We start from the raw sequence: 26,804 nt of genomic DNA on the forward strand, positions 1-26,804 counted from the left end.
AACGATTGTCGGAAGTAAAGAGCTGATGCAGATGATATGCGGAAGTGGATTTTTGTTCCATGATAAAGTAATCTAGCCATGTGAACCAATGAAAGCATAAGTTGATCAATAATTGAGATAGATGGATAAGCAAAATTTTGGGCACATGGGTGCATGAGTAGTATGATGAAGTTACGAATAAATATTAAGAGGAGTGGTATGATGACGGCATATGAATTACCAAAAGTGTGGCAGTGGGAAGAAGAGAATTCAAATAAAGTGGGCAACCGTCCAACAGCCGGTAGTCGTTTCGAACAAAAGTTACCAGTCGGCGAGGCTCCGTTCCAACTATATTCATTAGGAACACCGAATGGCATTAAAGTCACGATTATGTTCGAAGAGCTGAAAGAATTAGGTGTAGAGGGCGTAGACTATGACTTATACACTATCAATATTGGGGAAGGCGATCAGTTTGGTTCGGATTTCGTCGATATTAATCCTAACTCCAAAATTCCGGCGCTTGTTGACCAAAGTCAAAGTCCGCGTGTGGAAATTTTTGAATCGGGCTCCATTCTGCTTTATTTAGCCGAGAAATTTGGCCAACTGATTCCAACGGATATCCATGGTCGGACCGAAACCCTTAATTGGTTATTCTGGCAAACAGGGGCAGGCCCTTATGTTGGTGGAGGATTTGGTCACTTTTTTTCATACGCTCCAGAGCCTATGAAATACCCGATTGATCGCTTCACGATGGAAACGAAACGTCAGTTGGATTTACTCGAAAAAACCTTAGCGCAACGTCCTTATGTAGCGGGCAATACCTACACCATCGCAGATATTGCCATATGGTCTTGGTACGGTCTTTTAGCTTTGGGAAAACTATATAAAGGATCTTATGAATTTTTAAATCTGGATGAATATCCGCATCTCTTGGAATGGTCTAACCGTATTGCAGAACGACCAGGCGTTCAAAGAGGTCTAGCAGCGGAGTATCAACCGCTTGGAGAGTAGGTCAAGAAAACGATGCATTGACATTCAGTCCCTGAAAAATTATAATCAAATGATATTAATCAAATAGATAACCCTCTTTTTGCCACCGGGCAGAGAGTTCAAGGTGTTCAGAAACATTCCGTAGGTCTTTGAAGGAATGTTTTCGGGACACCTTTTTTATTTTGGAAGGAGAATGCAACATGGAAAAAACATTACTGAGGGACTTCTCGAAGTACGTAAGCCTGAATATCTTGGGGATGATCGGCGTATCGTTTTACATTTTGGCCGACACGTTCTACATAGCGAAAGCGTTGGGGGCTACCGGGATTGCGGCACTGAATTTCGCCATCCCGGTCTTCAGCGTCATCCACGGAATCGGTTTGATGATCGGTATCGGTGGGGCAGCCCGTTTCGGTATCTTGAAATCTCGGAACAAACACAAAGAAGCTGAAGCGGTTTTCGTAGGGGCGCTTAAGCTGGGCACTCTGGCAGGCTTGCTGTTCGCTGCGCTCGGACTGTTCGGTTCAAGGGCATTGTCATCGGTTTTGGGTGCTGATGCGGTTACGTTGCCTTTGACACATGCCTACATGACAACGATTATGGTGTTTGCGTCATGTTTCATCCTCAACAATACGGTTCTGGCTTTCGTCCGGAATGATAACAATCCCAGACTGGCCATGCTGGCGATGCTTGGCGGCAGTGTCTCGAATGTCATCCTTGACTACATTTTTCTGTTCCCGTTCAAAATGGGAATGTTCGGAGCCGCCTTTGCAACAAGTCTTGCGCCGATTATCAGTTTGGGTATCCTCTCGATCCACTTCGCAAGAAAGAAATCCTGGCCTGCTATTTTGAAACACAAGCTGACGCGTCCGGCAATCAAGGACATCCTCAATCTGGGATCTTCCACTTTCGTCATGGAAGTGTCCTCGGCGGTGGTGCTTACGACCTTCAACCTGTTGATTTTGGGGCTCGAGGGAAATAAAGGGGTTGCCGCCTACGGAATTGTCGCGAACATTGCCTTTGTGGCGGTCGCGATTTTCACCGGGCTAGGGCAGGGCGTGCAGCCGCTCATCAGCAAATATTATGGTCTGAAGGATCGCAAGACGGTCCGGCGCGTGAATCGCTATGCATTGCTGACGGCGGGTTTCATCGCCGCCTTGATTTACCTAGGGACCTTCTTCAACTCGGAAGGGCTGATCGGCCTGTTCAACAACGAAAATGATCCGGTGATACTAAAGTTGGCTGACAGCGGAATGAAAATATATTTTCTCGGATTTTTCTTTGTCGGAATCAATATCGTGACGGCGATGATCCTCAGTGCAACCGAAAAGGCACGAGCCGCCTTTGTCCTTTCGATTCTGAGGGGACTTGCAGTAATTGTGCCGATGGCGATCCTGTTGAGTAGCCTCTGGGGAATGACGGGCATTTGGTCAGCGTTTGTGCTTTCCGAGATGATTGTTGCCGGATTTGCGCTCTATTTAGCGAATGCCACTGAAAAGGGAGCTGTTGCATATGGAAGCACGGACTGAAGCAGACAAAGCTGAATCACTGAAATCCTTCCAATCAACGATCCGAAAATCAGAAAATGCATTGAGCCGGATGACCGAGAAAGGCGCCAACACGACATTGGTGGCGAAACGGCTCCAGGCTCTCCACATCGGCTTGGCTGTGCTGGAACAAGATTGGGATGAAAAGCCCCATCCTTTCACCCAAGAAGACTTGGCGGACGCCCGAATCTTGCTTGCCGGCTTGCTTCCCTCGATTGAAGGCATCTATGCCAAGTCGAAACCGGGCAGTCCCCAGAAAACCCTTCTTGAAAGAAGAATCAAGTCATTGAAACTGGCTATCCAGGCGATGGATGACAGCACTGATAAAGATCTCAGCTAAAAAAATATCATAGAAAAACTCCTCGAACAGTGTTTCGAGGAGTTTTTCTGGATATTCACAAAAGTTCGCAAAACTAAAGATATGTGCGATAATCTTTGTGAAACTAAATATGTTGTCGTTGAAAAGAGAGAACGGTCATCATTTCTATGAGAATTATCAAAGTAAACAAAATACATTCAGATAGGAGAAAGAACATGGGAAAAGTTGTTTTAGGTTTAACCATTACTTTGGATGGATTTGCGGAGGATAGTAATGGCAGTGTCAATACGTTGTATGCAGATTTGGATTTGCTGAAGGAAACGGAAGTCATGAAGGAGTCGGTTTTGACGACTGGTTCGGTTGTGATGTCCCAAAAGGAATATGGGATGGCGGAGGATCCTGATTGGTATGTCGAGTATGAATACCAAGTTCCGATATTTGTCTTCACCGATAAGGCTCCAGAAAAACATCCAAAAGAATCAGACAAGGTAACTATTACTTTTGTAACAACTGGAATCGCTGATGCAATCCTCCAAGCCAAAGCGGCAGCGGCTGAAAAAGATGTGAACATCATCGGCAGCGCACTGACGACACCGCTCTGTTTAAAAACCGGTTTAATCGATGAATTGCAAGTGGATATCGTACCTTGGTTTTTACGGACCGGATTTCGCCCATTTGAGGACCTTGATAACAGTGATGTCAAATTGGAAAGGGTTCAGTTGGTGGGACTGCCGGCTGGCAGAACGCATATCAGTTATAAAATCGTATAGGCAATACTGCAGTTTTATGGTTTCTATTTCGAACCTCCAAATTATTTTTGAAAAAATACTTGTTCTTCACGGGGAATCTGTAAAAACCGGCCTTTGGTTTTTTCCGAATCGAATCCACTGGAAAGAGATGATCCAATGCCATCAATGATAATCCAAATCGGAAACACCAGTTACCAAGTAACTCTGTACGACAATGCAACGACTTGCCCAAGCGTTGGGACGAGGGAATGTCGAGGTCACGTTCACAACTGATAATAGAATCAAGCGAGAGATGGGATAAACCATGTCTCACTTTTTTATATTGTTGTGAATGGTTGTGCATTATACAAAGAAGTAAGTTTGGAAAAGTTATCAAGAATATTGATATAATGGTATTTTTAGCTGGTTTTTCTTTTATGAACTCTCGAAGTCAGGGAAACTTCGTAGCTAGGGATGCCAGCAACGATATGCTAAAATAATAGTAAATAGGTGAATTCATAATATGCAGAAAGAGACGATGTATATGGAAGAACTTAAAATAGAAAAAGAGTTCAAACTCACACTGGAACTTGTAAAAGAACTTTGGGAAAAAACCTATAATACCGATGGAAAGCCTGATTGGTCACATATCTTACCTTATTATGACGACAACATTTACTTTAAAGATACAATACAGGAAATCAGAGGTATTGTTGAATTCAAGAAAATGACTGATAGGCTGACAGAACGCTCAAAAGATTTGAATATGAAATTAGTTAAAGCTGTGCAACAGGGGAATGATATATTTATCGAATGGGAGATGACAATCAGCTATAAGAAGTATCCTAGCTCCATATTATACGGTCTTTCAAGATTAACCATAAATGAGTGTGGTAAAATTATTGAGCAACGAGATTATTATGATCTATGGGGAGATATATTTGACAACATTCCATCATTCGGTAAAAAGTACAGAAAATTCATGAAGAAAAAATTTGGGTGACAATATGAAAAATAATGGGATAAAATTCGGGAAATATTTTAAAGAATATCGGTTGTCCAATGTGATGGCTATGATAAAAAACAACTCTAAAAGCCCACTGATTTGTTTGGATGATTGCAAGGGTAAGTTGGTCGTCATAACTGGTGCTACTTCTGGGATTGGCTATGCCGCTGCTAGAAAGTTTGCCTCAAAAGGTGCCGATTTGATTTGCATCAACAGAAACAAAGAGCGCTCAGAAGCTTTGAAGCATGAAATTGAGAGTGCGTATAAAGTAAATTGTGATTATATTTTGGCTGATTTCAGCATCATGGAGGACACATATAAAGCTGCTCATGATTTGCTGGAACTTGAGAAACCGATTGATATAATTATTCATAATGCTGGCATTTATCTTACAAAACGACAAATTACGTCAAATGGAATCGAGAAAGTCTTTATGGTCAATTACCTTTCGTCTTTTATCATGAACTACATCTTAAAAGATAAACTAAAATCACAGGGGAAATGTCGAATCATATTGGTAAACTCAGAAGGGCACCGCTTTGCGGCTTGGGGGATGCATTTTGATGATCTGGATTGGTCAAAAAGACGTTATTCCGGTTTGAAAAGCTACGGCACAGCCAAACTCGCTGAACTCTTAACGATGATAAAATTTGACGAGTATTTTCGCGGCTCGGGTGTAACCATCAATGCCATGCATCCTGGAGCTGTAAAAACGTCTACAGGACAGGATAATGGTCCGTTATATAAGTGGTTCAAGAAGAATGTATTGGACAAAGCTTTAAACCCTGTTTCGGTTGCAGCAGAAGCTCTATACTATTTAGGGGTTTCTGAAGATTTAGCAACATGTAGTGGTGAATTTTTCAATCTTACAACTCTTGAAGAACCTGCTCCACCAGCGTTAGATGTTGAAAATGCAAGAGTTCTGTGGGAAATAAGTTTGAAAATGGGGAATTTGAATGGATAATGCAGAACAAAAAAGATATGATGTCATAATTGTAGGGGGAGGACTTGCCGGGCTTACATCTGCAGTTTTTCTTTCTCAATCAGGCAAGAGAATTTTGCTGATAGAAAAAAATGCCGAATTTGGTGGATTGGTGAATTCATTTGAACGGGATGGGTTTGTTTTTGATGCTGGAGCCAGAGCCATTTTAGGAGTCGTTTTAGCTATGCTGAAAGACTTGAATCTTGATATCGAGGTTGTCTCAAGCAAGGTTTCCCTTGGCGTTGAGGATAAAATTATCGGCATTGAAGGCTCAAATTCTGTTGGCGAATATAGAGATTTGTTGGTAAGTCTATATCCTGATAGCGTAGAAGATATCGATAAATTCATAGAAGTTATGGTTAAAATAATGAAACTGATCGATATTATATATGGTATTGATAATCCATTATTTAAAGATATCAAGAGAGATAAAGAGTACTTGTTAAAAGAACTTTTGCCATGGTTACCGAAGTTTATGTTTGCAATCAGCAGAATTGAAAGGCTTTCCAAACCTAGTGATGAATATCTTAAGCAACTTATTCAAAATCCGTCTCTTATAGATATCATTTCACAACATTTTTTTAAAGGCACACCAACATTTTTTGCACTGAGCTATTTCACATTGTACAGTAGCTATGTATATCCAAAAGGTGGTACCGGCAAGCTTGCCGAAGCATTAGTGGAAAAAATACAAGAGTTCAATGGTGAAATACGCGCCAATACTGCTATAAAAAAAATCTATGCCGATGAACAGTTTATTGTCGATGAGAATAACAACGAATACCATTATAAAGACCTTGTTTGGGCCGCAGACTTAAAAACTTTTTACACTATTACTAGTCTGGGTAACTTGGCCCCAAAAATAAGGGAAAAGTTTGAAACAACAAAGGAATTGATTGCAAAAGGCAGGCCTAGTGAATCTGTGTTCTCGCTCTATTTGGAAGTTGATTTACCAGTGTCTTATTTTAAGAACTCTTTTAATGGACATCTATTTTACACACCATCCAGAAAAGGTTTGGGGAACATTAATAAAAGTGAGCTTAAGGAAATGTTGGGGAAATGGGGAGAGACAGATAAGGAAGAAGTTCTTTCCTGGCTGGATCGTTTTCTGAAATACAACACTTATGAAATAGCAATCCCGGCTATACGAGATTCTGACCTTGCGCCAGAAGGTAAAACGGGTTTAATAGTAAGCTTGCTTATGGAGGCTGAATTGTTTTATAAAGTTGAAGAATCTGGCTGGTATGAAGCGTTTAGAGAGGAAATTGAAAATAAAATAATAAGTGTGCTCTCTGAAAGTTTATGTCCGGAGTTAAAAGATAAAGTGGAGAAGCAATTTTCCTTTACACCTTTAAGTTTTGAAAAAAGAGTTGGGAGTACTGGTGGGGCTATAGTAGGATGGTCTTTTGAAGCCCCGATCCCGGTCGTCTATAAAATGCAGCAAGTGAACAAATCCGTACTTACGCCTATTCCTAATATTTATCAAGTAGGTCAGTGGGCATATAATCCAGCCGGAACACCCACATGTATTATTACAGGTAAATTAGCCGCTGACAGGATAACTAAAAAAAACAAGTAATAAACTATAAATCAGAGAAAAGCTGTCTAATTTAGACAGCTTTTTTGCATCGCGTTACTTGTATTATACTGAGGGTCAGTTCCTGTATTGATTGCTGAAGGTGGAATGGATGAAATGCCTTCAAATGGTGTACACTAGTATCAGGGATTAAATCAAGCAGATAAAATTTACTGATAATGAGGTAGAGGAATCATGACTGATAGATTAATTAATTTAGGATTCTCGGACAGGTTCGTGCAGGAGGCGACCCTTTATCCGGACCTGCATCCGGCAAGAGTCATCGCGCAATACAAGGAATTGTACCGGGTGGCTACCGCTGAATCGGAAATGCTGGCGGAAATATCCGGGAAAATGCGCCATGCTGTAGTCGAAATGTCGGACTATCCGGCAGTCGGCGACTTTGTGATGATCGACCGGAATGAGGGAAGCCAGGACCATGCCATCATCCACCACACTCTGACAAGGAAAAGCGTCTTTATCCGGAAAGCAGCCGGCAAGGCGCATGACGTCCAGGTTGTGGCGGCGAATATCGACATTGTCTTCATCTGCATGTCGCTCAACAATGACTTCAATCTGCGGAGGCTGGAACGCTACCTGGCGATCGCGTGGGACAGCGGGGCAACGCCGGTGATCGTGCTGACGAAAGCAGATCTGTGCGCAGATATCCCGAAAAAGCTGCGTGAAATCGAGACGATCGCCTTCGGAGTCGATGTGCTGGTCACTTCGAGCCTGAGCGAGGACGGATACACGGCTGTCCTGAAATACATCACACTGGGCCAGACCGTTGTTTTCATCGGATCATCCGGTGTGGGAAAGTCAACCTTGATCAACCGGATCCTTGGGGAAGAGCTGATTGAGACGCGGGAAATCAGAAGAGATGACAAAGGCCGACACGCCACCACAAATCGGGAACTGTTCCTTATTCCGACGGGCGGTTGCATCATCGACACACCGGGCATGCGCGAGCTTGGTTTGGAGAGCGCAAACTTGGCGAGGACGTTTGTCGACATCGATGAATTGGCGGAACAATGCAAATTCAAAGATTGCAAGCATGAGAACGAGCCAGGCTGCATGGTCAGGAAGGCCATAGAGGATGGCGCACTGACCGAAGAACGGCTGCAGAGCTACCTAAAGCTCAAGAAGGAAGCCAAATACGAGGGCATGAATTCCAAACAGATCGAAAAAGAGAAAATCAGCACCATGTTTTCCGACTTCGGAGGCATCAAGAACGCCAAGCGGTACATCAAATCAAAAGATAAGGGTAAATAATAAAATTTGGAGGAATCACAATGAAATTAGGAATCATCATCGAAACAAAGGAATATGAAAAATCTTGGAACGCCATGAGGTTCGCCGTGACCGCTAAGAAGACTGGACATGAAGTGAAAGTTTTTCTGATGGGCGAAGCAGTCGAAATCGAAAACATGACCCATGAAAAATACGATGTAGCTGCACAAGTTCAAGCTTTTGACGAACTGGACGGTGAAATACTGGCTTGCGGCACGTGCCTGAAGTCACGCAATATGGAAGGTTCGGAAGTATGCCCAATCAGCACCATGATCGATTGCGTCCAGATGGTCGAATGGGCGGATAAGGTCGTTACTTTCTGAAAAACCACTGAAATTAATGAACTCCTGCATATTTTATATAGAAGGGAAATTGCTATGGGGAAAAATCGTCTTGAAGCTTTCAGCGATGGTGTGTTGGCGATTATCATCACTATCATGGTCCTGGAATTAAAGATTCCGGAAGGGCAAGGGATAGCGTCACTTTTGTTGATACTTCCAACGTTTTTGAGCTACATCCTGAGCTTTATTTATGTCGGGATTTATTGGAATAATCACCATCATCTGCTGCACACTCTTCAGAAGGTGACAGGTCCTGTACTCTGGGCTAACCATCATCTGCTTTTTTGGTTGTCGCTGGTTCCTTTCGCATCTGGTTGGATGGGAGCAAACCCTTCTGCAACGGTGCCCACAGCATTGTATGGCATTGTGTTGCTGATGGCTTCGATTGCCTATAATGTGCTGCAAAAACTGATCATCAATACTGAAGGGGTTAGTTCGACGCTCAAGCAGGCTATCGGAAATGACACAAAGGGTAAAATATCCATGCTGGCCTACATGATCGCTTCCGGTTTAGCAATCATTCAACCTTGGATTGCCCAGGCACTGTACGTGATTTTGGCATTGCTCTGGTTAATCCCTGATAGAAGAATTGAGCGCATGTTGTACAGCACCGAAAAAGATGGAAAATCAAGAAAATAAATGACAGTTTCAAACCATCAAGCTGGATGGTTCAGCAGCGGCATTGTTTGAGAGAACAACTAAATCCAAGTGCAACAGAAAAGGATGCAACGACAATCTGAATTTCTGACTGTCCTTGCGTCCTTATTCCATACTTACCTTTTTGTGCGTAATTTACAACATCAAAATTCGTGCTAGACTGATGATAAGAACAGCTCAAATCATTCATGTAAAGGGGAAAAAAGTATGAACATAGCCATGAAAGCGGAAAACTTTATCGCAGTGAATTCCTTCATCAATAACCTTGATTTTGACGGAACGGAAGTGCTTAGGGTCATAAAAGATCCGAAAATTGAAGCTTTTGATGAGCCAACGTTTGCTAAAGTGATCGGCAGCACTTTCAAGAACGGCACGATCGAAGTGAAAGTATTGAGCCGGCTTTTGCCTGACGCGCCTGAATTCGCCAGAGGCTTCCTCGGCATTGCTTTCCGCATCGATGAAAACAACGAGCGTTTCGAATCGTTGTACATTCGCCCGACGAACGGCAGAAATGAAAACCAACTGAGAAGGAACCGATCCACACAATATTTCTCATACCCGGATTATAAATTCGACCGACTCAGAGCCGAAAGCCCAGGCGAGTATGAATCATACGCCGACATGGGGCTGGACGAATGGATCGATCTGAAGGTTAAGGTGGACGGCGAACATGCGGAATTGTACGTAAACAATTCAAAGCATCCCGTGTTGGTGGTCAATGACCTGAAACACGGACCGGATGCGGAAGGCGCCATCGCACTATGGGTCGAGGAAGGGACGGAAGGATTTTTCAAGGACTTGAAAGTCTATTGATCATTTTCCGTTGCGGTCGTGCCCTTTCATCATCATCGGCATCATCACGAACATCATAATCGGACAGATAAGCGGTGCGATGCTCAGCAGGATTCCTTGATAACCGATCAGTGGCAATCCGAACAGTAGCAACAGCGGCAAGCCGCAGCATAATGCCAAGTGCAGAAAGTGGTTTTTGTGACTGTGCTTTGATGTTTTTGTGTTGTTGTGGTCATGGTTATTTTGTTGGTCAGCTGATAGATTCTTTTCTTCAGGGTTATTATTTTTGCAGCAATTCATAGGGTTCATCTCCTTATTAACTTTAATTAATATAGTTATACACCTTCAATGTGTGGATGATATGGAGATGCCATTTTTTTCAATAATGTTGTATGGACCAAGCGAGAAAAGGAGGAATTCCTATGTTGGGCGCGATTATAGGGGACATCGTCGGTTCCCGTTTCGAGTGGCATAATCACAAGGACAAGCATTTTGAGCTGTTTACTGAGGATTGCCGGATGACGGACGACAGCATCATGACGCTCGCGGTCGCCAAGGCACTTTTGGAAACGGAAAAGGCAAAAAAATCCGTGGCTGATGGGCAGGAACGGAACAACGAATATTATGTGCTGTTGGAGAAATTTAGCATCCAATACATGCAAGCGTTCGGGCGCCGCTATCCTAATTGCGGCTTCAGCCGGGCGTTCTACAAATGGATCATCAGCAATGATCCACAGCCATACAACAGCTTCGGCAACGGGGCGGCCATGCGGATCAGCCCGGTTGCGTATGTCGGCAGAACCCAAAAGCAGATTCAGGATCTTTCCCAAACAGTAACAGGTGTGTCGCACAATCACGTAGAAGGTTTGAAGGGCGCGGAGGCAACAGCTATAGCGATCTTTATGGCGCAATCCGGCTCATCGAAAGATGAAATCAGAAACAGGAGTGCGGAAAACTACTACCCGCTGGATTTCACTCTCGATGGAATCAGGGACTCCTACCGCTTCACAACGGATTGCCAAGCGACGGTTCCCCAAGCGATAGTGGCCTTCTTGGAATCAACTTCATTCGAGGATGCCGTCCGCAATGCGGTTTCGCTGGGCGGAGACAGCGACACGCTGGCCGCCATTGCAGGTGCGATCGCGGAAGCCCACTATGGGATTCCTGAACAAATCAAAGAACGAGCATGGAGCTATTTCGATGATGAAATGCTTTCGGTATATGAGGAATGGGTTAGGTTCATAAAAGACAGAAATCAGTAAACAAAAGGAAAGCCTGCGGATCAAGTGCCGATCTGCAGGCTTTTGTTTGCATATTGATCATGGTAAGGAAGCGATGTTGTTCATTAGAAATGTGATGAAATGTTTGCAGGCGATCGGCAAGGAATGCTTTTCTTTCATGTCAAGTCCTATCTTTCTCGTGATGTCGGGCTCCAAGGCGAGCTGGCGGAATGCCTCCAACGGTTCGCTCAGGTTGCCTTCCTCCAGCAGCAGGAATGGTTCCTTCGCTAATTCCCCCCAAGTGACGTAAGAGCGCGCGGACAAATAGTGGTCTGCCGGAACGACGGCGCGCAGTTCGCCTTCTTTGATGAATTGCGTTTCCAGTCCGGTGACGGCATCGGGATTCACGAACCCGAAGTCCACTTCACCGGTCCCGCACCCATTCAGGTATGCTGGTGTAGTCGCCCTGATGCGGTTTGTGGATCCTGACCGAGATTTTGGTGTGCGTGCTGGAAAATGAGGAACAGGTCATCCAAGCAAGGCCCGACAAAGAAAAGATGAAGAATCTCGATGGCTTGCTGCTGCAGCTTACGGCAAAAGGCAAGGAGTACGACTGCATAACGCGCAGCTTCGCGCCGAAACTGGGCGTGTGGGAAGATCCGGTTTGCGGATCCGGCCACTGCCATGTGATTCAGTTGTGGGAAGGAAAAATGTACAAAACCGAATTCCGCGCTTTCCAAGCCTCACAGCGCAAGGGCAAATTGTACTGCCGCATGGAAAAGGACCGAGTGCTGATTGCGGGGAAGGCTGCATTGTATTCAGTGGCAGAGCTATCTTTGCCCTGACTCGTTTTGATGTGCAAAGATAAAACTCAATTTTTAATGATGTCTAAAAGCGACTTAGGAATAGTCAAAAATAGTAAGTCATGAGATGATCGGACGAATACTTAAAGTGGTATAATAATCTTGTAAATAATGGTCATTGGTTTTATTTTTAACTTAATAAATATCAAGCAAGCAGTCGAAGCCTACTGGAGCCTATTTTTGGAAGTGGAAGCTGATGCATCGGAAGAAAGTGTATCTGATGCAATATTCTATCTAACAGAAGAATAAGGAGGAAACTATCATGAAAATGCAGTTTTGGTCCAAAACGACAACCGGGAAATGGGCAGCGGGTCTGACTTTGGCCTTCATCGCGCTCATGGCTTTAAAAATGGTCGGGCTTGGGGCCGCAATCAGGCTCCCGTTACCGTCACCAGTGCTTGCGTTAATGGGAGTGGTCGGTTTCGTTATGGGATTGATAGCCGTCATCAAATACAAGGACAGGGCCTTGTTGACGTTGCTGTCCATTCCGGTAGGCATAATCATCATCGCATGGACAATTGCTGAGATTGCCTTTCCGCACTGATGCATCGTTTTCCACACATCTTATCGAGTAAAGACGTCCTTAGTCAGGGCGTCTTCTTTATTTGCCCTTTATAATGCCCTTACGAGGCATAGCTATACAGGATTCACTGGTGGGCAGTATGGTATAATGTGATCGAAAATAGCGGTTACAAAAAGAGAATAGTCGCTTCGGTCTATTTGCAGGATAATGAATCGGAATGAGGAGCAATATTATGGAATCAATAAATGAATATATAATGGAATATACTGCTCAGTTAAGAAAAGGGCAGATTCAGAAAGCTTATAAAGGAATCATGACATTTATGTCAGAACTACGCTCCTATCTGGAAAGAGAGTACCCAGATTGCACTGTTGGTAGTTTGTATTTTGGCTACATGGATATGACGTATTTTGCTTTTACACCCACTGATTTGAAAAATAAGAAACTGAAAATTGCCGTAGTATATTTGCATGAAAAAAACGTGTTCGAAGTATGGTTAGCTGGAAATAACAGAAAAATTCAGGCCGAGTACATCACGTTGATGAGCAGTGAAAATATGGGTAAATATAAATTGTCACAAGTTATCCCGGGAGTTGATTCCATTATAGAATCGATTCTGGTTGAGAAGCCGGATTTTGACCATCCTGAGGCACTCATGAAGCAGATTGAAAAAAAGACGATAGCATTTGTGAAGGATATCATTTCCATACTGGATGGACCACAGAGGGTATTATAAGCAAATATAAGGATAGGAGCTGAACGGTGTAATTTCTGTTCAGTTTCGTTTAGCCGATTCAACTAAGGGAGGAAAAAGGAAATGCCAAGTCCATTAGATTTCAAAAAAGAATACAAGAACCTCTACCAGCCCAAGACGGTCCCTGTGATTGTCGATGTGCCGAAGATGACATTCATCATGGTCGACGGCAAGGGAAACCCCAATGACGAATCGGGGGAATACGCAAAAGCAATCGAAATGCTTTATGGGCTGTCCTACACCATCAAAATGAGCAACAAAAGCGGGAACGCCCCAGCGGATTTCTTTGAATATGTCGTGCCGCCTTTGGAGGGCTTATGGTGGACGGAGCTTGATCGCCCCTTTGACACGAGCCAGAAGGAAAAGTTGATTTGGACAGCGATGATCCGGCAGCCGGAATTTGTCACCGACGAAGTATTCCGATGGGCCGTTGAGGAATTGAAGAAAAAGAAACCGGAGCTCGACCTCGCAAATGCCAGGTTGGCGGAGTTCACCGAAGGGCTTTGCGTACAGATGCTGCACATGGGTCCTTATGATACGGAAGCAGTGACGGTTAAGGCCATCGACGACTTTGCTGCAGCCAATGGGTACGTCAATGCCATTTCGGAAGTAGGTCCGGATGGCACAGTCCGCAGGCACCATGAAATTTACCTGAACGATCCGCGAAGAGTCGCTCCGGAAAAGATGAAGACGGTCGTCCGCCATCCAATCAGGATAAAGATATAAAATAGATAATCGTTCAGTTTGCTCTAGCCTGTTTCCGCAGTTCTAGAGTTTTTTTCATATCATGATGAGTGCAAAAAACGCTGTTATTACGGAGGGCGAACATCCTCAATAACTGCTGGATTTCTCTATGCCCTCACAGCATCATTTAGCCAAGGAGGAGAGATATTGGAAAAGATGACGCGGAAATATTATTTGAGTTCCTTTTATGTTATGACATTCCTATTCAGCAGCCCATTGTTAACCTTACATTTTATATTCCCATCTGCAGGGAAATACTCAGTTTCCTTTACCCAACTGGCACCCGCCTTTGCGGTGGCTGCGCTGGCATTGCTGTTTAAGGACACAACGATAATCAAGGATACAAGGAACCATTTTCGTGTGGATAAGGCTGCTGTGAAATGGCTGATGCCTGCCTTTGCTGTCCCGGCCATTGGCATCATCATCAGCAGTCTTATCATGTCATATTATCAAGTGACTTTTGTAGCTTGGGAAGGCGATACACTATTCTATTTGCTGAATTTTGTTGCGATACTGATTGGTTGTGCTGCAGAAGAGATAGGCTGGCGCGGTTTTCTGTTGCCGAACCTGCAAAAAAAGTACACACCGTTTAGCAGCAGTATCTTTGTGGGAATCCTGTGGGGCGTCTGGCATTTGAACTTTACCGCTGGTCTTTTGGGATTCGTCTTGTATACGATCACCATCATAGAAATGTCTATTTTAATGACTTGGCTGTACAACAAATCAGATGGGAATCTAGTGCTCATGACTGTTTGGCACTTTTCTTTTAATGTGACATCGCACATTTTTTTGTGGGATAGATTTACTCTGCAGCTATTTGAAGTCGAGAGCGTAGTGTTCGGTATCTTGTGCCTATTCCTGTTCGTTAGCGAGAGGAATACGTATTTCTTCAAAAGTAAACAAGGGAGCATCGAAGTATGAAAAATATACATTTCAAAAGGAAAACAGTCAAAATAGCGTTGATAAGCATGATGCTATTTATCGGCGTTATTTCAATAGGCTTGATGGGTTACGTCAAAACGAACTACGATGAAAGTTTTTTCAGGGTCGACAAACCGGATCCGAAATATTCAGGCTACCTTAGATACAGCGATATTGACGATTATTATGAACGTACGGAAATCACATTCGAATCAGGCGGAAATGCGTTGAAAGGCTGTGTCTATGGCAGCGAAAACGATAAAGGCTTAGTCGTCATTTCTGTTGGGTTGGGATTCGGCGCTGAGAACTACTTGGCAGAAACGCTGTATTTCGTTGATAACGGATGGCGCGTTTTGACTTTCGACAATACCGGGACACATGAAAGCGAAGGAGAGAGCACGATGGGTCCTTCGCAATCCTTGCTGGATTTGTATGCTGCCTTGACCTACATTCATGGCGATCAACGATTAAACAATTTACCTGTCATGCTCTATGGACATAGCTGGGGAGGCTATGCGGTCACCGCAATTTTGGATTCCAGATTTGACATCGCTGCAGTCGCCAGCATCGCTGGATTCAATTCGCCCATGGAACTGTTAAATGAGCAGGTGGACAGCCTGTTAGGGGCTTTTTCCCCGATAGCCTATCCTTTCCTGTGGACATATCAGAACATCCTTTTCGGCAACACTGCCTGGGTCACAGCTACCAACGGCATAAATAGTACGGATACTCCGGTCATGATTATCCATGGCGTCAAAGATGAAGCGATAGCATACAATGGAGCGAGCATCATTGCTCATCGGGACGAAATCATCAATCCTAACGTTATTTATAAAACTAACAGTGCAGAAAATCATGACGGACACAACAATCTATTCGAATCCGACGCCGCAAGCGAATATGCAAAAACTAAAAATCTGGAATATAAGGAAATATACAATCTCTATGACGGGGAAATCCCAGATGAGATCAAGGAAGAATACTATGAGGGTGTCGACAGATTCCGGACGAGTGAGTTGGATCTGGACTTCATGGATGAGATCAATTTCTTTTTTGAAAAACAACTATAATTTCTGAATTATTTTGCAGTATAGGAAATAAAACGCTTCCCTTGAAGTGCACTCCAAGGTTTATACTTCTGTTTGTAATGTGAATGGCGCCATTTTGATTCGTTAAAAAGGCACTATGATCAAAATAAACAGCTTCGGAAAGGAAGAAAACAATATGACAACATGGTTGATTACAGGCTGCTCCAGCGGCATCGGCAGAGGGATCGCAAAGGCAGTTTTAAAAAACGGGGATAACGCGGTAGTGACTGCACGGAACATTTCAACGCTGGCGGATATCGTCGAAAATTATCCCGACACTGCTATCGCGGTGCCTTTGGATATCACAAATAAAGAAAGTATCGCGGGCGCCGTGAAAGCGGCAGAGGATAATTTCGGCGGGGTGGACATTCTCGTGAACAACGCAGGCTATGGCTATCGTTCTTCCGTTGAAGAAGGCGAAGAAGACAGCGTAAATCTGTTGTTCGACACCAATTTCTTCGGACCGATTGCATTAATCAAGCAAGTCTTGCCTTACATGCGCGCTCAGAAAAATGGCGCCATCATCAACGTTTCCTCGATCGCTGCTGCCCGTTCCGGTGTCGGTTCCGGTTATTACGCCGCATCCAAGGCCGCTTTGGAATTGATGACGGATGGCTTGATGAAGGAAGTCGCTCCGCTGGGAATCAAAGTGATGACTGTGGAACCAGGCGCCTTCCGCACCAAATTCTACGACACCTCGCTGAAAGGGACGAAGAAGCAGATCGAAGATTATGCCGAAACTGCTTGGAAAACCAGAAAAGAGAACATCGTCGATAACCAGGACCAACCCGGTGACCCGGACAAAGCGGGGGAAGTCATCTACGAAACTATGAAGAAAGAAAATCTTCCGAAACGGTTGTTGCTGGGTTCTGATGCGGTGAAAATCGTGTCCGCCGAGATGAAAGAAAGATTGCAGGAAATCGAGGACTGGAGCGACGTCAGCAAACAGACGGACTACTGATCGGATTTCTGGAAATGTGAAAACATAGAAATGATGAAGACTGCGGAAACTGGCACGAGGCCTTTTCCGCAGTTTTTTTCGTGAGTAGATAGCGCTGATAAGGTTTCCCCCGTACACTCTCTGGGAGCCCGATTCCTGAAAGATACAATTTAAAATCGCGCCTCTTGCAAAAGAAAGTAACTTGTAATAAAATATATGCATGTGCATGCATTGCGGATAAGCCGAGCATTTTGTTTGGGAATTTCAGGCAAGCTCGGTAGAATGATATAAAGCGATCTAAGAGGAGAGAAAAACATGTCAACAATGAACAACAAACTGACTTTCAAACGCGGCCTTGAACTGAAGAACCGCATCATGATGGCACCGATGACGACGAAAATGAGTTTTTATGATGGGGTAGTGACATCCGACGAAATCAATTACTATGCGCTTCGTTCTGGCGAAATCGGAGCGGTCATCACAGGCGCTGCGAATGTTCAGAACGACGGAAAAGGCTGGGAAGGCGAATTGAGCGTCGCTTCCGATGTTTTCATTCCGGGGTTGAGCAAACTGGCTGCGGCCATCAAGAAAAACGGCACCAAAGCTATCCTCCAGATTTTCCATGGTGGCCGCATGACGGATTCAAGCGTCCTTCGTGGTGTTCAACCAGTGGCGCCGAGTGCGGTCGCTGCCGAAAGACCGAATGCCGAAACGCCGAGAGCGTTGGCTGGGGACGAAATCCTGGACTTGATCGAAAACTTTAAAGCCGCAACCCTTCGCGCAATCGTAGCTGGGTTCGACGGTGTGGAACTGCACGGCGCAAATACCTACCTGCTACAACAATTCTTCTCGCCGCACTCCAACCGCAGGGACGACGAATGGGGCGGCACGCTTGAGAAAAGATTCCGTTTCATTGACAAGTTGGTTGATGAAGTGACGGCAGTCGTGGATGAATCCGGCGTCGAGAACTTTATCGTCGGCTACCGCTTTTCACCAGAGGAATACGAAAATCCTGGCATCCGCTTTTCGGATACGCTCTACCTTGTGGACCAATTGGCCGATAAAAAATTGGATTATCTGCATATTTCCTTGAGGGACAGTCAACTGGTTTCCGTTTCTGAGGACCATAAAGAGAAAAGCATGCTGGCGTACATCCATGAACAAATCAACGGACGCGTGCCGTTGGTCGGTGTGGGCGATGTCCGCACGAGCGAAGATGCGGAGCAAGTATTGGAAAATTCGGAGCTTGTTGCCGTCGGACGTGCTTTGTTGATCGATCCGCATTGGGGCGCAAAAGCTCTCGCTAAAAAGGATGAGCTGATCCGCCAAGAAATATCCAACTACGACCGCGAAGAACTGTTCCTTGCGAACGGCGTCTGGGGATTCATGGAATTCATGATGCCGGATCGTTTGGGGAAATAATACAAAAGGGATTATGGCTATTTGGTCAATGCCATTAACTTAAACAATTTAAGAACTGCAAAAAAGCGAGGATGCATGATGCATTCCCGCTTTTTTTTGACTGCGGGCCAAAATGGCTTTGGCTATTTGATGGACTTGTTTCTAATTTTGCATAAATTGGCACTTGCATATATTTACTGAAAATTTAAGGATTATCTGGATAGATAATTCCTAAACTGAAAAGTCTAGTATCCAAAAACTGAATAATAGATGGAATATAACTGTCGTGAAAGGATTGCTTAGATAGTGATCAAGAGAAAAAAATAATCATACACAACCAAAATTTTATTTCCCATGCTTATTTGCTTAAGAAACTCAAAATTAGAGAATTGACAAGGTATGCGCTTTAATGTAGGTTATAAATAGAAGTATAAACATTGAAAGGGATTGACAAAATGGAAGATGAACCTGGGGAAAGGCAGATTATAAACTTTGTTGGAAGTTTATTTGTGATGCCTAAGCTAAATTATATAAAAATTCATACGTCATTTAACTATTGTAGACCATGATGCAGCCTGCTTATGCTGTGTTTTATAGTCTATTTTTTTTCTGGAAATACTGGACTAGTCGTCAAGTACCTGATACTTCAAATGCACACTCGCGTGAATATAATCTGTTGGATTGGAGAGAATATGGAATCTCATTACAGTAACAAGAAACGCTTCATCGTAAACACAATTTATTTTTTTCTGATTGCTCTCATTGCTTATGTCTTCTTAAATTATGCAATTAATTTGATAAGTCCTTTTATCTTTGCATTTTTAATTGCATACATGCTTAAAAAGCCAACCAAATCATTAGCGGTAATGTTGAAAATTCCGCCTAAAATGGTATCGATTGTCCTTGTCTTGCTTTTTTATAGTACGATTGGACTTCTATTTTCATTGATTGGTGTAAAGTTAATTTCAGTGGTTACAGCACTCATCTCTGGGCTGCCACTGATATACGAAACGCAACTGGAACCATTTCTTCTAAATACGTTTGATGTTGTGGAGCAAGCTGTTTATCGCTTGGATCCTGCCTTGGTTGAAGTTCTGAATGAAGGGTTTAATCAGTTTGTAAATTCGTTGGGTGAGGATGTTAAAAATGTTTCTTTGTCACTGGTGGGTTCTTTATCAAGCCTAGCGTCTTCGCTGCCTGAATTTCTGATAAAAATAGTATTGATGATCATCTCAACTTTCTTCATCGCAATGGATTATGACACATTAGCACAATTTATATCAAGGCAATTCACAAAAAGAAGTAATGAGATAATCCAAAAGATCAAACAATACATATCGCATACTCTGTTCGTGGTGGTCCGTTCATATATATTGATTATGGGTATTACTTTTATTGAGCTTTCTGTAGGTCTTTCCATTATTGGAATTCCAAATGCAGTATTGATTGCGTTTATGATCGCGATATTCGATATACTACCTGTATTGGGTACAGGCGGAATAATGATTCCATGGACAATCATCACTTTTTTCCAAGGAAACTATCAGGTTTCCCTTGGGATACTAGTTGTGTATATTGTCGTGACGATTGTAAGGAATATTCTGGAACCGAAAATTGTTGGCGGACAGTTGGGGCTGCATCCTGTTGTGGCACTAATGAGTATGTTTATAGGGGCTAACCTAATTGGCGTTATTGGCTTGTTCGGATTTCCTATTACGCTATCCTTGCTGAAGCATCTGAGTGATACTGGAACAATCAAGCTGCTTAAATGAGGGATTATGCTGTTGAATGCACTACGAAAGGGAGTTTGGTAAATTATGGAAGTTGGCGACACGTGGCAGTTAATCGTTCTGGTGGCGCTCTTGGCATTGTCGAGTTTTTTTTCTGCATCAGAAACTGCTCTAATGTCATTGAGTAAAATAAGAATAAGGAATATGGTGGAGGAAAATATCCTAGGCTCAAAAAAAGTGCAAAAATTAGTTGAAAATCCAAGTACAATGTTGAGTGCGATTCTTGTCGGCAACAATGTTGTGAATATTGGAGCCTCTTCTTTAGCAACATCGTTAGCAATAAAAAATTTCGGCAGCGCTGGAGTAGGTTTGGCAACGGGAATCATGACTCTTTTGGTCCTGATTTTTTCTGAGATTACGCCTAAGTCATTGGCGGCACAGAATTCTGAGAAGATAGCCTTGAAGGTTGCCCCTTTTATCAGTGTCGTTGTTGTTATTTTAAAACCGTTTAACGTAATCCTTAATTATCTTACCAATAGGATCATTAAAGTGCTTGGTGGGGAAGCGGATGCTCGTGCTCCTTTTATTACGGAAGCAGAGCTGAAAACCATGATCAATGTGAGCCATGAAGAAGGAATGCTGGAAAGCGAAGAAAAAGTTATGATACACAATGTCTTTGAATTCAGGGAATCCAGGGTTACAGAAGTAATGACTCCAAGGACGTATATGGTTGCAGTCAACCTGGATTCACCCTATGAAAAAATAGTAGAGGTATTTAAAACCCAACAGTATTCGCGAATTCCGGTATATGATGACGGAATAGATAATGTAGTGGGTATACTGTATCTTAAGGATCTGATTTTTTTTGATGCCTCTAAAGAAACTTTTGAAATAACCAAGTACATGAGAGAACCTTACTTTACGTTTGAATTCAAGTTGATTACGGAACTATTCAGCGAAATGAGAGATAAAAGCATACAGGTTGCTATCGTTATAGATGAGTATGGTGGAACTGCGGGTATGATAACATTGGAAGATTTAGTAGAAGAGATTGTGGGAGATATACGTGATGAATCGGATGAACTTTTCAATGAAATAGAGGTTGTCAAAGAAGACGATTATCTTGTGCGTGGCAGTGCAGAAATCGATCTTGTAAATGAAATGCTGGGAGTTAAAATTGAATCTGAGGACTTTGATACTATTGGTGGTTTCGTGACAGGACTATTTGGCAGACTTCCGGAAGCAGGAGAGCAGATAGAATTTAATAACATGAAGTTTATTGTAGAACACGTTCAAAGATACAGGATTGAGAAGTTAAGAATATTTACATACTAAAATTTTTGTAGGGCCCAAAAATAATAAAAGGCTATATGGATTTCCCTTTAATAAAGGAGAACGCTCTATGGTCTTTTTTTCTGCCAGCTGAGGCTGCGCGCGATTCCGGAACTTGTGATATGTTATAATGAGGTCAAAAAAGAGCGGTTACAAAATGCACGGTATAGTCGATTGTCTTCCTTAATCCATAGGCTTTTGTCAGTTCAAGGAGGGACTTCAGATGATCAAAAATAACAAACACCGGTGCACGTTTTTCTTCACCATGACCATGTTGTTTATTTTTTCGGGCTGCGGCTCCTCCAATGACGAAGCTGCCTCATCTTCGGATCCGGAAGCGATCAGGGAGAGCCAAATCAGTGAACTGGAAAGCAGTGATCTGATCGGGAATGTGGAAGCGTATGCGGTTATCCAAGGCTTGCTTGCGGAAGGGCAAGCCCCGATTCCCGCTAAGATATTCATCATCGAAAACGATGAGTCCGTTGAGGAAGGGGCTAGAGAAAAATACGTGTATTCGCCGCACTATCTCGATTTGCCAGAGGAACTGCAGGCCAAATCTGATTCCGAAATGAACGTGCTGGTCAAGCTGCGCCGCTATTACATGGAAACCGGAACCTATTCAAATGAAGGGATTGCCTATACGCGCTATGTCCAAATTACCATCATGGATAGGGCAGCCGGCACCATTATCCATGAGGAAACAATGATCGGATCAGCGCCATTCAGCATCAGTGAAGATCAATCCGCGGGGTATGGCTATGTTCCCGAATACCAAGTGCTGGAGAAGATTTTGGCCTATTTTGGCTATGCGGAAGAATGAAGTCAGTTACTTCGGTTGATTTGGGAGGAGAATTATTATGAAAGTAGTTCCAGAAAGTAGCGCGGGGAAATGGGCGGTCGGATTGACGTCGGCTAGTATTGTGTTGTTGGTGATATTCTTACTTTTCGAAACGATGGGTTTCATATTATTAGTTGCCATTCTCCTGGAGTTGGCTGCTTTAGTCCTTAGCATAAAAGCACTCCGAAAAGAACGAACAATCTTGACTTACTGTGCATTGATCTTTGGTGTTGTGGTCATCTTATTTTTGCTCTCACACAGTCTTTTCATTCAAGACTGATCGTATTCTGGATGCAACACGGATAATATTGAGGTGCTGACTGTGAAAACTATTGGGTTGATACTGTATTTTTCCTTCTACATAAACTTCTACATCAAAATGTTTGTGCAAAACAGCCGCGGCATAAAAACTATCCAAATCGGAAGAGGGAATAAACCAAAAAAAACAGGTATCATTGAAATTAGCCTGGTAATCACGCTTCTGCTGACAGCATTGACCCAATTCCTGACTATTTTATTCGATGAAAAACTGCCTATCATCATACAGCATGACGGTGTCAGATACCTTGGGGCTATTCTTTCCGTAGCGGGGATCATAACACTGATTGTTGCCATGGCAACGTTGGGCGACAGTTGGAGAGGCGGCATTGATTACAAGCAGAAAACGGTATTGATAACGACGGGAATATACAAGTACAGCAGAAATCCAGGATTTGTCGGATTTGATTTGTTCTTTATCGGAATGGCTTTGCTGTTTTCAAACATAGTCAATATCCTCATTTCCTGCATACTGTTATTCCTCCTTCATCTTCAGATATTAGAAGAGGAGAAGTTTCTATCAAAGGTATTTGGAAAAGAATATACAGGTTATCAGAAGAAAACGAGAAGATACTTTTGAAGAGGTGCTATGCCGATAAAATGGTTATGTCAGGCAACAATACGTTCTATTTAATTGCCTTCCCGGAAGCGGAATGGCATGACAAAGAGCATCATTTGGATTGAGTACAGATTCAGTGTGTTCACATTTTGTCCGCAATACTGTTGGATTATAGACAAAATGTAGGCGCTTAAAAGTGTTATAATGGACCGGAAGTATATTTCAAGGAGGTCTGTATTTATGAAAGATGAAAATTGCGCCTATTGCATGGAAGGCGAAATGGTGGCGGCTTTCGGCTACCCTTGCTGCGAATTGCCTTACAGTAAAGTCTACGTTTTTAAAGAACAAAGCCACAAAGGCCGCGTGATCGTTGCCTACAAAGACCACGTGAGCGAATTGGTGAACATCACGGATGAAGAGCGAAACGGCTACTTCGCGGACATCGCCACAGTTGCGAATGCGCTGCACAAAGCCTTCAGCCCTGAAAAGGTCAATTACGGTGCTTACGGCGATACCGGCAAACACCTGCACTTCCACTTGGTGCCAAAATACAAAGACGACGCCTTCGAATGGGGCTCGACTTTCGACATGAACCCAGGCCGCGTGACCCTGACGGACGATGCGTACGAAGCATTGGCTGAACAGATCCGTACAAACATGTAAAGAGCGTGATGATTCGCGGGAGGGGATGAGCACTAAGAGGATATTACAAGAACAGCCGCTTTTTGGCTGTGACGTAATATCAGCTTAGGCGGAATCGCCTGCGAATCAGAATGCGTTTAAGAGAGCGTTCTGATTCCGAATTAAAAAAGCTGGCTCCAGATGGAGTCAGCTTTTTGCTTTAACCAAAGGAAAAGACAGTAACTGATGCAATGTAAAAATTATCAACACATCAGGCTATCCAATGAAAGGGTCTTTGGATATAAGAGGGTAGCAAAGTCTTCTCATCACCTTTAGCTGAATTCATTTGCATCTGAGTCAAAAACATACTCGTGGATAAGTTTGCCCCCCCTAAATCAGCGTCACGCAAATCAGCCCCGATAAAATCCGCACCTCTAAAATCTGCATTTTTCATATCAGCAGCAATCAAATAAGCTCCCCTTAAATTGACAGCCTGCAGATTTTGCCCGCTTAAATTTTTCCCGATCCAGTTGACTCTTTCATGATTATATTCCTTGGCTTTTTTGTTGCCAGAAATTCTGTGGATTAGTCTTCCTCGTATATAGTTGCTGGTTTCCGATAACAATCCATTTAAGGGAAATCTGTGCACCACTATAGCCAAAGACAGAAGGTGATCAGCATCGTGTTTTGTCAGGTTTTGCAACTCTTTTAGCTGCACGTTCAATTTCTCGGACAAATTCTGGGGTAATTCATAAGACAAAGCTTCCGCCGCGTAGGCAATCATTTCATGGATTTGTTCCATAATCGGAAACACTTGGAACATCCTGGCTCTAATTTCAAGGTCATCCCGCCAACTTTGACCTTTAAACGTAACTTGGGAAACAACTTGTCCAGCACCCAAACAGTCAAACACGGTACAGCCCTTAAAACCTTCCTCCCGTAGATGAGCGTGAATGTGGCACCTGTAATTGGACTGCAAATTGACACAAGGACTGCCTGCCGGTTTGTTGATTGCAAAATCGCTTGACGCTATGAGGTTGAGCGCTGTGCAGCAGAGCCCAATGCACTGCGAACAATCGGCCCTTAAACTTTCTCTGATATTTTTGGCTGTTTCGTTATACATTTTTGCAACCATCCTTTTCACGTTGGTCGAGGCTCAAAAAATAAGGAGATTAAATTCCAGGTCACTAGCCCCATTTATATTTTTGAACTGAAGAAAAATTCTTGATTCCATTATACATGATTTTCAATCCATCTGTGGATGCAAATAACGACTATCCTAACTTCCCAATCCACAAAAATAGGCGGATTGGGTGCGATGTTCTATAATAGAAATGACAATAATCGTGAAGAAATACGGGGGGAAATGGATGATACTGGAAGAAAGAATTAAACAACTGAATGAAAAGAAAATAGAGATGGAGCAACCATATGTCGTCTACTGGATGCAGAGTTCACAGCGGGCAGAGTACAACCATGCTCTGGAATATGCGATCCGTCAGGCTAACCGGCTCGAGAAGCCGCTGGTCGTTTACTTCGGAATCACGGACGGCTTTCCGGAAGCCAATGAGCGCCACTACGCATTCATGCTGGAAGGGCTGAAGGAAACGAAAGCCGCACTGGAGCAGCGCGGCATCCAAATGTTGATCCGGAAAATATCGCCGGAACAAGGCGCTTTGGAGATTTCCGAATTGGCTGCCTTGATGGTTGTGGACCGTGGCTATCTCAGGATCGAGCGGCAATGGCGTGCTGTCTTGGCCGCGAGTACAGAGTGTGCCGTCGTCCAGATCGAAAGTAACGTCGTCGTCCCGGTCGAACTGGCTTCTCCGAAAGAGGAGTATTCCGCCGCGACCTTGCGCTCCAAATTGAAAAAAATTCTACCGCATTGTTTGGCGCCATTGGAAGAGACCGTCTGCCAGCATCCATCCATCGCAGAGAAGCTTCCGTTCGAGGCGTATGACATTTCGGATACCAAACTGGCCTTGGCAGGGTTGGCTATTGACCGTAGTGTCCCACGCGTTTCGGATTATATCGGCGGAACAAGTGAAGCTAAATGTTGGCTCGAGGATTTCATCAAAAATAAATTAGCGGGGTACAGCGAACAGAAGAACCGCCCCGGCGAGTCCGTCACCTCAAACTTGAGTCCCTACCTCCATTTCGGCCAGATTTCGCCGCTCTATGTTTACCGCAGGCTGATGGGGATGGACAGCGAAAGCCAGCAGAGTTTTCTCGAAGAACTTGTCGTCAGGAGGGAATTGGCCATCAATTTTGTTTATTACAATGAACAGTACGACTCCTTCGCAGCCGTGCCGGATTGGGCCAAGAAGACGCTAGCCAAGCACTTGGCGGATGAGCGGGAATATCTGTATTCCCTGAAGGAATTGGAAGTTGCCAAGACCCACGACGACTATTGGAATGCCGCGCAGCTGGAGATGAACCTGACCGGGAAAATGCACGGGTATATGCGGATGTATTGGGCCAAGAAAATTCTAGAGTGGAGCAGCACACCTGAAGAAGCCTATCGCAAAGCGATTTATCTGAACAACAAGTACCTATTGGATGGTCGCGATCCGAACGGTTTCGCCGGAGTGAGCTGGTGCTTCGGAAAACACGACCGGCCATGGGGGGAACGGGCCATCTTCGGGAATGTCCGTTTCATGAACGACAAAGGCCTGAAGCGCAAGTTCGACATGCAGCTGTATATGGATCAGGTTGCCGAACGATCACGCAAATAAAAGGGGGCGG

Annotated in this window: 30 protein-coding genes; 27 read left to right on the forward strand and 3 right to left on the reverse strand. The window is 43.8% G+C overall.

Features of this window, described 5'->3' with window-relative positions; genetic code table 11:
* Positions 1–201: 201 nt before the first annotated feature.
* The 11 genes from yghU to BLV66_RS08130 all read left to right on the forward strand — a co-directional run bounded on the left by yghU (position 202) and on the right by BLV66_RS08130 (position 10,228).
* Positions 202–990, forward strand: coding sequence for a glutathione-dependent disulfide-bond oxidoreductase (gene yghU / locus BLV66_RS08080; RefSeq protein ID WP_086986020.1), 789 nt, complete (start codon positions 202–204; stop codon positions 988–990).
* A gap of 179 nt (positions 991–1,169) precedes the next feature.
* Positions 1,170–2,498 (forward strand): MATE family efflux transporter, encoded by a 1,329-nt coding sequence (locus BLV66_RS08085; RefSeq protein WP_086985615.1) that lies wholly within the window; start codon positions 1,170–1,172, stop codon positions 2,496–2,498.
* Positions 2,482–2,856, forward strand: coding sequence for a hypothetical protein (locus BLV66_RS08090; RefSeq protein WP_086985616.1), 375 nt, complete (start codon positions 2,482–2,484; stop codon positions 2,854–2,856). The genes BLV66_RS08085 and BLV66_RS08090 overlap by 17 nt, the downstream gene beginning before the upstream one ends.
* Positions 2,857–3,050: 194 nt before the next feature.
* Positions 3,051–3,605 carry a dihydrofolate reductase family protein gene (locus BLV66_RS08095; RefSeq protein ID WP_086985617.1) on the forward strand — a complete coding sequence of 185 codons (555 nt, stop codon included), beginning with the start codon at positions 3,051–3,053 and terminating at the stop codon, positions 3,603–3,605.
* Between the two features lie 502 nt (positions 3,606–4,107).
* Positions 4,108–4,566 carry a nuclear transport factor 2 family protein gene (locus BLV66_RS08100; RefSeq protein ID WP_218131822.1) on the forward strand — a complete coding sequence of 153 codons (459 nt, stop codon included), beginning with the start codon at positions 4,108–4,110 and terminating at the stop codon, positions 4,564–4,566.
* 4 nt (positions 4,567–4,570) lie between these two features.
* Positions 4,571–5,533, forward strand: a complete 963-nt coding sequence (locus BLV66_RS08105) for an SDR family NAD(P)-dependent oxidoreductase (protein WP_086986022.1) — start codon at positions 4,571–4,573, stop codon at positions 5,531–5,533.
* Entirely contained in the window at positions 5,526–7,130 is a 1,605-nt protein-coding gene (locus tag BLV66_RS08110; protein WP_086985618.1) for a phytoene desaturase family protein, read from the forward strand. Before BLV66_RS08105 ends, BLV66_RS08110 begins: the two co-directional genes overlap by 8 nt.
* Before the next feature lie 192 nt (positions 7,131–7,322).
* On the forward strand, positions 7,323–8,399 hold the full coding sequence (rsgA, locus tag BLV66_RS08115; protein ID WP_086985619.1) for a ribosome small subunit-dependent GTPase A: 1,077 nt from the start codon (positions 7,323–7,325) through the stop codon (positions 8,397–8,399).
* 20 nt (positions 8,400–8,419) lie between these two features.
* Entirely contained in the window at positions 8,420–8,740 is a 321-nt protein-coding gene (locus BLV66_RS08120; RefSeq protein WP_086985620.1) for a DsrE/DsrF/TusD sulfur relay family protein, read from the forward strand.
* A gap of 54 nt (positions 8,741–8,794) precedes the next feature.
* On the forward strand, positions 8,795–9,397 hold the full coding sequence (locus tag BLV66_RS08125) for a TMEM175 family protein (protein WP_086985621.1): 603 nt from the start codon (positions 8,795–8,797) through the stop codon (positions 9,395–9,397).
* 225 nt (positions 9,398–9,622) lie between these two features.
* Positions 9,623–10,228 carry a hypothetical protein gene (locus tag BLV66_RS08130; protein WP_086985622.1) on the forward strand — a complete coding sequence of 202 codons (606 nt, stop codon included), beginning with the start codon at positions 9,623–9,625 and terminating at the stop codon, positions 10,226–10,228.
* On the opposite strand, the gene BLV66_RS08135 is transcribed toward BLV66_RS08130, so the two are convergent.
* On the reverse strand, positions 10,229–10,507 hold the full coding sequence (locus BLV66_RS08135; RefSeq protein WP_176974182.1) for a hypothetical protein: 279 nt from the start codon (positions 10,505–10,507) through the stop codon (positions 10,229–10,231). It lies immediately after the preceding gene.
* 122 nt (positions 10,508–10,629) lie between these two features.
* On the opposite strand from BLV66_RS08135, the gene BLV66_RS08140 reads away from it, so the two are divergent.
* On the forward strand, positions 10,630–11,469 hold the full coding sequence (locus BLV66_RS08140) for an ADP-ribosylglycohydrolase family protein (protein ID WP_086985623.1): 840 nt from the start codon (positions 10,630–10,632) through the stop codon (positions 11,467–11,469).
* 57 nt (positions 11,470–11,526) lie between these two features.
* Here BLV66_RS08140 and BLV66_RS08145 read toward each other — a convergent pair whose 3' ends face one another.
* The gene (locus BLV66_RS08145) at positions 11,527–11,898 is read right to left on the reverse strand and encodes a LysR substrate-binding domain-containing protein (protein WP_086985624.1); all 372 of its coding nucleotides are present in this window, start codon (positions 11,896–11,898) and stop codon (positions 11,527–11,529) included.
* A gap of 35 nt (positions 11,899–11,933) precedes the next feature.
* Between BLV66_RS08145 and BLV66_RS08150 the strand changes: the two genes are divergently transcribed.
* From BLV66_RS08150 to BLV66_RS08215, 14 genes are all read left to right on the forward strand, one after another.
* Positions 11,934–12,272 carry a PhzF family phenazine biosynthesis protein gene (locus BLV66_RS08150; protein WP_245826656.1) on the forward strand — a complete coding sequence of 113 codons (339 nt, stop codon included), beginning with the start codon at positions 11,934–11,936 and terminating at the stop codon, positions 12,270–12,272.
* A 280-nt stretch (positions 12,273–12,552) separates the two neighbouring features.
* Positions 12,553–12,834, forward strand: a complete 282-nt coding sequence (locus tag BLV66_RS08155; protein ID WP_086985626.1) for a hypothetical protein — start codon at positions 12,553–12,555, stop codon at positions 12,832–12,834.
* A 211-nt stretch (positions 12,835–13,045) separates the two neighbouring features.
* Positions 13,046–13,549, forward strand: a complete 504-nt coding sequence (locus BLV66_RS08160; RefSeq protein WP_086985627.1) for a DUF7000 family protein — start codon at positions 13,046–13,048, stop codon at positions 13,547–13,549.
* 81 nt (positions 13,550–13,630) lie between these two features.
* Positions 13,631–14,293: a GyrI-like domain-containing protein gene (locus BLV66_RS08165; protein ID WP_086985628.1), complete on the forward strand. Its 663-nt coding sequence runs from the start codon at positions 13,631–13,633 to the stop codon at positions 14,291–14,293.
* 174 nt (positions 14,294–14,467) lie between these two features.
* Positions 14,468–15,232 carry a CPBP family intramembrane glutamic endopeptidase gene (locus BLV66_RS08170; RefSeq protein WP_245826674.1) on the forward strand — a complete coding sequence of 255 codons (765 nt, stop codon included), beginning with the start codon at positions 14,468–14,470 and terminating at the stop codon, positions 15,230–15,232.
* On the forward strand, positions 15,229–16,302 hold the full coding sequence (locus BLV66_RS08175; RefSeq protein WP_086985630.1) for an alpha/beta hydrolase: 1,074 nt from the start codon (positions 15,229–15,231) through the stop codon (positions 16,300–16,302). Before BLV66_RS08170 ends, BLV66_RS08175 begins: the two co-directional genes overlap by 4 nt.
* Before the next feature lie 154 nt (positions 16,303–16,456).
* Positions 16,457–17,281 carry an oxidoreductase gene (locus BLV66_RS08180; protein WP_086986023.1) on the forward strand — a complete coding sequence of 275 codons (825 nt, stop codon included), beginning with the start codon at positions 16,457–16,459 and terminating at the stop codon, positions 17,279–17,281.
* Between the two features lie 294 nt (positions 17,282–17,575).
* A complete protein-coding gene (locus BLV66_RS08185) occupies positions 17,576–18,682 on the forward strand; it encodes an NADH-dependent flavin oxidoreductase (protein ID WP_086985631.1) in 1,107 nt (368 codons plus the stop codon).
* A 671-nt stretch (positions 18,683–19,353) separates the two neighbouring features.
* Complete coding sequence (gene ytvI, locus BLV66_RS08190; RefSeq protein ID WP_086986024.1) at positions 19,354–20,433, forward strand: sporulation integral membrane protein YtvI; 1,080 nt, start codon at positions 19,354–19,356, stop codon at positions 20,431–20,433.
* Between the two features lie 45 nt (positions 20,434–20,478).
* Positions 20,479–21,726 (forward strand): HlyC/CorC family transporter, encoded by a 1,248-nt coding sequence (locus BLV66_RS08195; protein ID WP_093114553.1) that lies wholly within the window; start codon positions 20,479–20,481, stop codon positions 21,724–21,726.
* A gap of 220 nt (positions 21,727–21,946) precedes the next feature.
* On the forward strand, positions 21,947–22,543 hold the full coding sequence (locus BLV66_RS08200) for a hypothetical protein (protein WP_086985633.1): 597 nt from the start codon (positions 21,947–21,949) through the stop codon (positions 22,541–22,543).
* Between the two features lie 37 nt (positions 22,544–22,580).
* Positions 22,581–22,841 carry a hypothetical protein gene (locus BLV66_RS08205; protein WP_086985634.1) on the forward strand — a complete coding sequence of 87 codons (261 nt, stop codon included), beginning with the start codon at positions 22,581–22,583 and terminating at the stop codon, positions 22,839–22,841.
* A 42-nt stretch (positions 22,842–22,883) separates the two neighbouring features.
* Entirely contained in the window at positions 22,884–23,459 is a 576-nt protein-coding gene (locus BLV66_RS08210; protein ID WP_086985635.1) for a methyltransferase family protein, read from the forward strand.
* A gap of 219 nt (positions 23,460–23,678) precedes the next feature.
* Entirely contained in the window at positions 23,679–24,101 is a 423-nt protein-coding gene (locus BLV66_RS08215) for an HIT family protein (protein WP_086985636.1), read from the forward strand.
* Between the two features lie 229 nt (positions 24,102–24,330).
* On the opposite strand, the gene BLV66_RS08220 is transcribed toward BLV66_RS08215, so the two are convergent.
* Positions 24,331–25,182, reverse strand: a complete 852-nt coding sequence (locus BLV66_RS08220) for a pentapeptide repeat-containing protein (RefSeq protein WP_086985637.1) — start codon at positions 25,180–25,182, stop codon at positions 24,331–24,333.
* A gap of 247 nt (positions 25,183–25,429) precedes the next feature.
* Between BLV66_RS08220 and BLV66_RS08225 the strand changes: the two genes are divergently transcribed.
* Positions 25,430–26,794, forward strand: coding sequence for a deoxyribodipyrimidine photo-lyase (locus BLV66_RS08225; RefSeq protein ID WP_086985638.1), 1,365 nt, complete (start codon positions 25,430–25,432; stop codon positions 26,792–26,794).
* Positions 26,795–26,804 lie beyond the last annotated feature (10 nt).

The organism is Trichococcus collinsii, from assembly GCF_900107505.1.
Taxonomy (GTDB): Bacteria; Bacillota; Bacilli; order Lactobacillales; family Aerococcaceae; genus Trichococcus; species Trichococcus collinsii.